Genomic DNA, 4,267 nt, shown 5'->3' on the forward strand with positions numbered 1-4,267 from the left:
AGACCGGGAGCGGCCGTTGTGGCTGGGTTCGGTGAAGTCGAACATCGGTCATACGCAGGCGGCTGCGGGTGTGGCTGGTATCGCGAAGATGGTGCTGGCGATGCGGCATGGTGTGCTGCCGGCGACGTTGCATGCGGATGAGCCGTCTCCGCATGTGGAGTGGGCGTCGGGAGCGGTGGAACTGCTCACCGAGGCCCGGCCGTGGGAGGGCTCTGGGGATCGGCCGCGTCGGGCGGGTGTCTCGGCGTTCGGTGTCAGCGGCACCAACGCCCACGTCATCCTCGAAGAACCCCCGGCTGTGGAGCCGGTCGAGGTGGCGGCACCAGCACTGGACCTGCCGATGATGCCGGTGCTGTTGTCGGGTGCTGATGACGCGGCGCTGCGGGCTCAGGCACAACGGCTGCGGAGCGTGACCGACCAGGACCATCGTGCTGTCGCCGCCGCGGCTGCTCGGCGTCCGGCGCTCGCGCACCGCGCGGTCGTACTCGCGGGTGACCGGAGCGCGCTGGCCGACGGTCTGGAATCGGTGGCGTCCGGCGCCGGTGAGGTGCGCGGGATCGCCGACGTTGGTCAAGTCGCGTTCCTGTTCACGGGTCAGGGTGCGCAGCGGGTGGGGATGGGCCGGGGGTTGTATGAGGCGTTCCCGGTGTTCGCGGATGCTTTCGATCAGGTGGCGTTGTATGTGGACGTGCATCTGGACCGTCCGTTGTCGGTGGTGCTGGGTGATGAGGAGCTGATTCACGAGACGGGGTATGCGCAGCCCGCGTTGTTCGCGGTCGAGGTGGCGTTGCATGCTCTGGTCGCGTCGTGGGGTGTGCGGGCCGATGTCCTGGTCGGCCACTCGGTCGGTGAGATCGCGGCGGCGTATGCGGCGGGGGTGTTGTCACTGGAGGATGCCGCCACGCTGGTGACGGCTCGGGGTCGTTTGATGCAGGCGTTGCCGTCTGGTGGGGCGATGCTCGCGGTCATGGCCTCCGAGGCGGAGGTGGCGGCCGAGTTCCCCGACGTCGATATCGCCGTGGTGAACGGGCCGGGTTCGGTGGTGGTGGCCGGGTGTGAGGCTGACATCGACCGGGTTGCCGGGCGTGGTTGGAAGACGTCGCGTCTGCGGACCAGTCATGCGTTCCATTCGCGGTTGGTGGAGCCGATGCTGGCGGAGTTCCGTGCGGTGGTGCGCGGGCTGTCCTTCAGTGAGCCGTCGGTGCCGGCGGTGTCGACGGTGTCTGGGCGGGTGGTGGAGCCGGGGCAGTGGTCTGATGCGGAGTACTGGGTGGAGCAGGTCCGGCGGCCGGTCCGGTTCGCCGACGCGGTCAGCGCGCTCGACGGCGTCACCCGGTTCGTGGAACTGGGCCCGGACGCGGTGCTGAGTGCGCTGGTGCAGCAGTCGGAGACGGTTGCTGTTCCGCTGCTGCGCCGTGACCGGGACGAGGTCACCACCATGCTGACGGCGCTGGCCACCCTCCACGTCAGTGGCGTGTCGGTGGACTGGTCGCCGCTGTTCACCGGGGTCCAGCCGGCCGAGCTGCCGACGTACGCCTTCCAGCGTCAGCGGTACTGGCTGCGGGCCGAGGCCAAAGCCTCGGCAGCAGCGGCGGCGGACGAGGCCTTCTGGGACCCGATCGACCGGGGTGACACCGCCGGGCTCGCCACCCGTCTCGGGGTCCCGGTCGACACGCTGGAACCGCTCGTACCCGCGCTGGCGTCCTGGCGTGCCCGTGGCCGGGAGAGGTCGCTGATCGACGGGTGGCGCTATCGCGTCACCTGGAAGCCGGTCACCGACCTGACCGAAGAGGCGCCTCGCGGAACCTGGGCACTCGTCGGTGACGACACGCCCGCGCTTGCCGAGGCCCTGACCAGTCTCGGCGCCGAGGCCGTGGTCGTGCCGCTGGGCGATCGCGCCGATCTGGTGGTAGGCCTGCGTACGCTGGACCCGGTGGGCATCCTCGTGCTCCCGACGGTCTCCCTCACCGGCGTACTGGCTGTCGTCCAGGCGCTGTCGGACGCGGAGAGTGACGCGTCGGTGTGGCTGGTGACCCAGGGCGCGGTGGCTACGGGGCGGGCGGACGGCGCGCCGGACGTCACGCAGGCCGCGAAGTGGGGCCTGGGCCGTGTGATCGGCCTCGAACACCCCGAGCGCTGGGGTGGCCTGCTCGACCTGCCGGAATCCCTCGACAGCCGGGCCGTTGCCCGTTTCGGTGCGGTGCTGGGCGGAGCACTCGGAACCGAGGACCAGGTGGCGGTCCGCAGCAGCGGCGTCCTGGTCCGACGGTTGGCAGCGGCACCGGCCCCGGCGTCCGGTGGTACCCCCTGGCGTCCGTACGGCACTGTTCTGATCGCCGGCGGAACCGGCGGACTCGGTGCCCAGGTCGCGCGGTGGGCGGCTGCGCACGGCGCGGAGCGACTCGTGCTCGTCAGCCGACGTGGCCCCGCCGCACCTGGCGCGGAAGCACTGCTCACCGAACTCCCCGGCGCAGAAGCACACGCCTGCGACCTCGCTGACCGGTCCGCCGTCGAGGCGCTGCTCACGCGGATCGGTACGGTCGACGCGGTCGTACACGCCGCCGGCGTGGCCGAGGACGTGGAACTGGTCAATGCTGACGACGCCCACCTCAACCGCGTACTGTCCGGCAAGGTCGATGGGGCACTGCACCTGGACGCGCTGGTGGGTGATGTCGACGCGTTCGTCGTGTTCTCATCGATCGCCGGTGTCTGGGGCAGCGCCGAGCAGGCCGCCTACGCGGCGGCGAACGCGGCACTGGACGCCGTGATCGCCGGACGCCGCGCGCGGGGCCTCCCGGGCACCGCGATCGCCTGGGGGCCGTGGGCTGAGGTCGGCATGGCCGCCCAGACGGAGGTGACCGACCGGCTGCGGCGTCGAGGCCTCAACCCGATCGATCCGGCACACGCGCTGACGGCCATGGCCGGCGCGACCGGTGCGGGCGAAGACGCGGTCACCGTCGCCGACATTCGGTGGGCCGACTTCCTGCCCGCATTCACCAGCACCCGTGCCCGGCCGTTCTTCGCGGATCTGTCGGTCGCCCGGGAACTCGGCACTCCGGCACCCGAGGGCGGCTCCGGGATCTCCGCGTTCGCGCAGCGCCTGGGACGCCTGTCCTCGGCTGACCGCAAGCGGCTCGCGGCCGACGTGGTACGGACGCATGTCGCCGCAGTGCTCGGACACGCCTCCACAGCCGCGGTCGAATCCGACCGGGCGTTCAAGGAGCTGGGCTTCGATTCCTTGACGGCGGTGGAGTTGCGCAATCGGCTCCAGGCTGCGACCGGCCTCGCCCTGCCGGCCACCCTCGCCTTCGACCACCCGAGCGCGACCAGGCTGGCCGACTTCCTGCTGAGCCAGATCACCGACCCGGAAACCGCCTCCGGCGACACCCTCACCCCCATCTCCTCGATCGACGACGACCCGATCGTCATCGTCGGGATGGGACTGCGACTGCCCGGCGGCATGAACTCCCCGGAGCGGTACTGGGACTTGCTGGCCTCTGGTGGGGAGGGCATCGGGGCGTTCCCGACGGATCGTGGCTGGGATCTGGAGGCGCTCTACCATCCGGATCCGGATCATGTGGGGACGTTCTATGCCCGTGAGGGCGGGTTCTTGTATGACGCCGGTGAGTTTGATGCGGGGTTGTTCGGGATTTCGCCGCGTGAGGCGTTGGCGATGGATCCGCAGCAGCGGTTGCTGCTGGAGACGTCGTGGGAGGCGTTCGAGCGGAGTGGAGTCAATCCGCTCGGCTTGGCGGGTCAGCCGGTGGGTGTGTTCGTCGGTGCTACGGCCATGGGATACGGCACCGGCGCGTTCGACACCAGTGAGGGGCTGGAGGGGCATCTGCTGACGGGTACGGCGTCGTCGGTGATGTCGGGTCGGGTGTCGTACACGTTCGGTTTGGAGGGGCCGGCGGTGACGGTGGACACGGCGTGTTCGTCGTCGTTGGTGGCGTTGCATCTGGCGGTGCAGGCGTTGCGGTCCGGTGAGTGTTCGATGGCGCTGGTCGGTGGCGTGACGGTGATGCCGACGCCTGATGTTTTTGTGGAGTTTTCGCGGCAGCGGGGGCTTGCTGCGGATGGTCGGTGTAAGTCGTTCGGTGCGGGGGCGGACGGGACGGGCTGGTCCGAGGGTGCGGGGATGCTGCTGGTGGAGCGGCTCTCCGATGCCCGGCGGCAGGGTCACCCGGTCCTGGCGGTGGTGCGTGGTACGGCGGTGAATCAGGACGGTGCGTCGAACGGGTTGACGGCGCCGAATGGTCCGTCGCAG

1 protein-coding gene is annotated in these 4,267 nt (G+C 70.4%); it reads left to right on the forward strand.

The genetic code is table 11. The features are described 5' to 3' along the window. Positions 1 to 31 precede the first annotated feature (31 nt). Positions 32 to 4,267 (forward strand): SDR family NAD(P)-dependent oxidoreductase (locus tag KUM32_RS36685; RefSeq protein ID WP_374227594.1); only part of this gene is annotated, 4,236 nt, incomplete at its 3' end.

The sequence above is a fragment of the Streptomyces sp. AC627_RSS907 genome (assembly GCF_019049165.1).